The organism is Inquilinus limosus MP06 (assembly GCF_000767795.1).
Classification (GTDB): Bacteria; Pseudomonadota; Alphaproteobacteria; order DSM-16000; family Inquilinaceae; genus Inquilinus; species Inquilinus limosus_E.
Genome location: NZ_JANX01000489.1, coordinates 1 through 4,894, shown reverse-complemented (window position 1 = coordinate 4,894; position 4,894 = coordinate 1). Strand labels below are relative to the sequence as shown.

Here is a 4,894-nt window from a genome sequence, read left to right as displayed (position 1 = left end):
CGGTCGGCGCCGCCGCCGCCGACCAGGCGGTCGGCCCCGGCGCCTCCGGTCAGCGCATCGTCGCCGTCCAGGCCGCGCAGGATGTTGTCGCCGGCATCGCCGGTCAGCGTGTCGCCGAAGCGGCTGCCGTGGATCGTCTCGATGTCGCTGCTGATGACATCGCCCTCGGCGCTGCCGCCATGGTTCACATGCGTCGCCAGGTTGATCGAGACCGCTGCATGGCTCTCGGCATAGCTGGCGATATCGATGCCGTCGCCGCCGCTGAGGATGTCGGCCCCGGCGCCGCCGCGCAGCAGGTCGTTGCCGGCGCCGCCGTCGATGACGTCGTTGCCGTCGCCGCCGGCGATCTTGTCGCGGCCGGTGCCGCCGCTGAGGACGTCGTCGCCCGTGCCACCGCGCATCCAGTCGTCGTCGTCGCCGCCATCGATGACGTCGAAGCCTTCGCTGCCGTCGATGATGTCGTCGCCGGCGCCGCCGGTGATGACGTCGAAGCCGCCGCCGCCGTCGATGGTGTCGTTGCCGCCGCCGCCACTCACGATATCGTTGCCGTTGCCGGCATCGATGGTGTCGTCGCCGGGCGTGCCGATGATGACGTCTGGACCGTTGCTCATGCTTCCCCCAATTGTGCCGTCACACAGGATGGTTGAAAGGCGCAGCCCGCCCCGGGCGGGGCCGCCGACAGCCGCGGAAATCCATGGAGCCGAACGACTCTTAAAGCTTTCGGTAATTCGTAAATGATTTCGCGACCGATTCGAAGTCTATATAGACTCGATCCGCAAAGGATAGGGAGTGGATTCTGTCGAATGAAATCTCATTTTCCCATCCGGTGCAATTAAAGCAAATGATCGGGATCGAAGATCGGCTCCGTTCCGCATAAATCCATAATATTTATTTGAGGCAATTGCGGCCGGAGCCTTGGGCGGGCGGGGCGGCCCCGCCCGCGGCGTCAGCGCAGGGCGGCGCGGCGGCCCAAGGCCTTACCCAGGCGCTCGATGGCGAAGTTGACGATGAAATAGATGGCTGCGGCCAGCAGATAGAACTGCAGGCTCATGTAGTTGCGGCTGATCACCTCCTTGGTGGCCAGCAGCAGCTCGGTGACGCCGATCACCGACAGGAGGGTCGAGGCCTTGACCATCTCGGTGCCGGTGTTGACCCAGCTCGGCAGGATCTGGCGCAGAGCCTGCGGCAGCAGCACCAGCCGGATGGTCTGGCGGAAGGTGAGGCCCAGCGACTTCGCCGCCTCGGTCTGGCCCGGCGGGATCGCCTGCAGCGCGCCGCGCACGATCTCGCCGACATGCGAGCTGCAGAACACGGCGAGCGCGAAGATGCCGGCCTGCACCGCGGTCAGCTGGATGCCGATGACGGAGAGGACGTAGAAGGCGGCCAGCACCAGCACCAGCACCGGCGTGCCGCGGATGAAGTCGACATACAGGCGCGCCGGCCAACGCAGTGCGCGGCCGCCATAGGTCAACACCAGGCCGACCAGCACGCCGAAGATGGTGCCGGCGACGATCGACACGACCGAGATCTGCACCGTCAGCCAGGCGCCTTCGAGCAAGGCCCAGCGCGCCACCCAGATCTGCTGCAGGAAGGCGTCCATCAGCGGGCTCCGGGCAGGCGCAGCCGCGCCTCGAGCCGGCGCAGCAGCAGGGCGATGACGGTGCAGGTGGCGACATAGAGCAGGCTGGTGACCATCCAGGTCTCGATCACGCGGAAGCTCTCGGTGTTGACCTTGCGGGCGTAGAAGGTCAGCTCCGGCACCGCGATGGCGGCGGCGAGCGACGTGTCCTTGAACAGCGAGATGAAGTTGCTGCCCAGCGCCGGCAGGATGTTGCGCAGCATCAGAGGCGCCACCAGCAGCCGGCGGATCTGCATCGGCCGCAGGCCGAGCGCGGTGCCGGCCTCGATCACGCCCTTCGGCACCGACTGGATGCCAGCGCGGAACACCTCGACCAGATAGGCGCCGGCATAGACCGAGAGCGAGGCGACGAAGCTGTCGATCTTGTCGAGGCGGATCCCCGCCCGCGGCAGGGCGAAGAACACGAACAGCAGGATCACCAGGATCGGCAGGTTGCGGAAGAAGGTGACATAGGCCGAGGCGATGCCGCGTGCGGCCCGGCTGCGCGAGGTGGCGGCGAAGGCGCCGACCAAGCCGATGACGCAGCCGATCAGGATCGATACCGCGGCAAGGCCGAGCCCGAGCGCCAGGCCGCTCAGCAGCAGGTCGCGGCTGGCCCAGACCGCGCCGAAATTGAACTGGTAGTTCACCCTGTGTCCTCTGCCGGTCGCACAGACGGTCTCGATCCGTCATCCGCCCCCAACCCCGTCATCCCCGCGAAAGCGGGGATCTCTTCGCCACAGAAGCGGGACGAGATTCCCGCTTTCGCGGGAATGACGAGGAAGGCTTTGCGGAAGACCTCACCGCATCTCGGTCGGGAAGCCGATCGCCGGGGCCGGCGGGCGCTGGCCGAACCACTGCTCGAAGGAGGCGGCGTAGGTGTCGAACTCGACCCCGGTCATCGCCTCGTGCAGCGCGGTGTTGACGAAGTTCAGCCAGTCCTGGTCGCCCTTCTTCACGGCGCAGGCGTAGGTCTGCGGGTTCCAGCCATAGCCGGCGTCGACATAGCGGTCCGGGTTCTGCTTCATGAACCAGCGCAGCGACGACATGTCGGTGGCGGCGGCGTCGGCGCGGCCGGAGTTCAGCGCCTCATACATCAGGTCGGTGCTCTCATACTGGTCGACCGCCGCCTGCGGCAGCGCCGCGTGCACCATGTCCTCGGCATAGACGTTCTGCAGCACCGCGACGGTGACGCCGCTGCCGGCGGCCTTCAGCTCGTCATAGCTCTTGTACCGGCCGTCCTTCAGCAGCAGCAGGCCGACGCCCTCGCGATAATAGGGGATGGTGAAGTTCACCTGCTGCGCCCGAGCGGCCGTGACGGTGATGAACTGGCAGGTGATGTCGACCTTGTCGGTGGTCAGGTTCGGGATGCGGGCGTCGGAGGACTGGACCACGAACTCGACCTTGCTCGGGTCGTTGAACAGGCCCTTGGCGATGATCTTCGCCATGTCGATGTCGAAGCCGGCGAGGTCGCCCTGCTCGGTCTTGAAATGCCAGGGCGGGTTGGTGCTGCCGGTGCCGACGATCAGCTTGCCGCGGCTCAGCACCTCCTGAAGCTTGTCGGCCGCCAAGGCGCCGCCGGCGGTGCCCAGCAGCAGGGCGGCGGCGCTGACCGAAAGCAGCGTCCGGGTCACGATGCGCATCTCAGCCTCCATGTTCTTTGTCCGGTATATCGGACAATGGTCTTGTATGTCGGACAAGCGATACGATAGGCTCGGCTTGGGACGAATGCAATCGAACGCAGCGAAGGGGCAGCGGCCATGGCAGGGGTGACCAACCGGGAGCGGGGGATCGACCGGGCGGTGGCGATCCTGGAGCATCTGCAGGCGCGGCGGGCGCCGGTGCGGATGGGCGAGCTGGCCAAGGCGATCGGCGCGCCGCGCTCGACCCTGTACGAGATCGTCGGCCGGCTGACCACGGCCGGGATCCTGGAGCCGGCTGGGGAGGGCGGGGCGGTGTTCTTCGGCCGCGCCGTGCACTACTACGCCCAGACCTATGTCGCCGGCGTCGACCTGCTGAGCCGGGCCCGGCGCGAGGTGCTGGGGCTGGCCACCGAGACCGGCGAGACGGCGCAGTTCTGCATGCTCGACGGCGACAAATACGTGGTGATGCTGAACGAGCCGGGGCGCCGCACCTTCCGCATCACCTCGGAGGTCGGGATCCGGCTGCCGATCCCCTGGACCGCGTCCGGCCGCCTGCTGGTGGCGCATCTCGACGCCGCCGGCATCGCCGGCTTCATCCCGGAGGAGGATTTCACCCTGCCGTCCGGCGAGCGGATCGATCCGGCCGCCTTCGTCGCCGAGACCGGGGCGGCGCAGGCGCGCGGTTATGCCGTAACGCAGGAGCTGGTCGACCGCTTCACCCGCTGCCTGGCGGCACCGGTGGTGGACCGCGACGGGCGGGCGGTGGCGACCCTGTGTCTGGTGACGCCGTTGGACACGCCGGCGGAGCGACACGGCGCGCTGCTCGACACCCTGCTCGCCGCCGCCCGCCGCCTGTCCCTGGCCCCGCCGGGAGTGGTAGGGTTGTAGGGGGCGTGTCGAAGCGCAATCCGATTTGATCGGATTCTTGTTTATTTTGAATTAAACAAAATAAATTGCGCCGCTCGAACGCAAATTCTACATGAAAATGTTTTCTGTATTTATTTCATATAGGAGTATGTCATGGCCGATACTTTGGTGGACGCTCAGCCGGACAGCCTGCCGGTGGTGAACTGGCCCGGCGGCAACGCCTGCGGCAACTATGCCGCCTCGATCAGCGACCCGTCCAACCCGCTGTATCAGGGCAGCCAGCTGGCGATCAACGGCAGCACCGATCTCAGCGGCTGCATCGTCGGGCCGGACGGCGCGAATGTGCAGTGGATCACCTATCAGCAGAACAACGGCATTATCAATTCGGTCTTCTACGCCTATGGCCAGGGACCGAAAGGGGCGGGGTCGGGCAGCCTGTCGCTGACCATCCTGACCCAGGCCGGCCAGAAGCACACGCTGAGCCTGACCAGCTCCTCACCCGGGCTGCACAGCGATCGGTTCCAGGACACGTCGGGGATCGTCTCGATCTCCTGGGCCCATACCTGAACGGCCGGCGCGGACCATTGGGGGCGGCGGGTTTCCCGCCGCCCCTTTTCGCATCGGCATCCGGGTCTCTCGCCGGCTCACCCCGCCCGGTGGCACACCGCCTCGACCCGGTTGCCGTCGGGGTCGAGCAGGAAGGCGGCATAGTAGTCCGGGTGGTATTCCGGCCGCAGGCCCGGCGCGCCGCCGTCGCGGCCGCCAC

General features: G+C 67.0%; 6 protein-coding genes. 2 read left to right on the top strand and 4 right to left on the bottom strand.

Annotation, left to right across the window (positions count from 1 at the left end; all coding sequences use genetic code 11):
- The 4 genes from P409_RS26685 to P409_RS26670 form a co-directional block, all read right to left on the bottom strand.
- Positions 1–611 (bottom strand): calcium-binding protein (locus P409_RS26685; RefSeq protein ID WP_034845559.1); only part of this gene is annotated, 611 nt, incomplete at its 3' end.
- A 335-nt stretch (positions 612–946) separates the two neighbouring features.
- Positions 947–1,600, bottom strand: coding sequence for an amino acid ABC transporter permease (locus P409_RS26680; protein ID WP_034845557.1), 654 nt, complete (start codon positions 1,598–1,600; stop codon positions 947–949).
- Positions 1,600–2,268 (bottom strand): amino acid ABC transporter permease, encoded by a 669-nt coding sequence (locus P409_RS26675; RefSeq protein WP_034845555.1) that lies wholly within the window; start codon positions 2,266–2,268, stop codon positions 1,600–1,602. The genes P409_RS26680 and P409_RS26675 overlap by 1 nt, the downstream gene beginning before the upstream one ends.
- 150 nt (positions 2,269–2,418) lie before the next feature.
- Positions 2,419–3,261 carry a transporter substrate-binding domain-containing protein gene (locus P409_RS26670; protein ID WP_034845553.1) on the bottom strand — a complete coding sequence of 281 codons (843 nt, stop codon included), beginning with the start codon at positions 3,259–3,261 and terminating at the stop codon, positions 2,419–2,421.
- A 117-nt stretch (positions 3,262–3,378) separates the two neighbouring features.
- Between P409_RS26670 and P409_RS26665 the strand changes: the two genes are divergently transcribed.
- Complete coding sequence (locus P409_RS26665; protein WP_034845551.1) at positions 3,379–4,149, top strand: IclR family transcriptional regulator; 771 nt, start codon at positions 3,379–3,381, stop codon at positions 4,147–4,149.
- A gap of 132 nt (positions 4,150–4,281) precedes the next feature.
- Positions 4,282–4,695 (top strand): hypothetical protein, encoded by a 414-nt coding sequence (locus tag P409_RS26660; RefSeq protein ID WP_034845549.1) that lies wholly within the window; start codon positions 4,282–4,284, stop codon positions 4,693–4,695.
- Positions 4,696–4,894 lie beyond the last annotated feature (199 nt).

What these genes read in the sequence shown, in the direction of transcription:
- P409_RS26680 (WP_034845557.1), bottom strand. Translation starts at nt 1,600, where the DNA reads ATGGACGCCTTCCTGCAGCAGATCTGGGTGGCGCGCTGGGCCTTGCTC.
- P409_RS26670 (WP_034845553.1), bottom strand. Translation starts at nt 3,261, where the DNA reads ATGCGCATCGTGACCCGGACGCTGCTTTCGGTCAGCGCCGCCGCCCTG.
- P409_RS26665 (WP_034845551.1), top strand. Translation starts at nt 3,379, where the DNA reads ATGGCAGGGGTGACCAACCGGGAGCGGGGGATCGACCGGGCGGTGGCG.
- P409_RS26660 (WP_034845549.1), top strand. Translation starts at nt 4,282, where the DNA reads ATGGCCGATACTTTGGTGGACGCTCAGCCGGACAGCCTGCCGGTGGTG.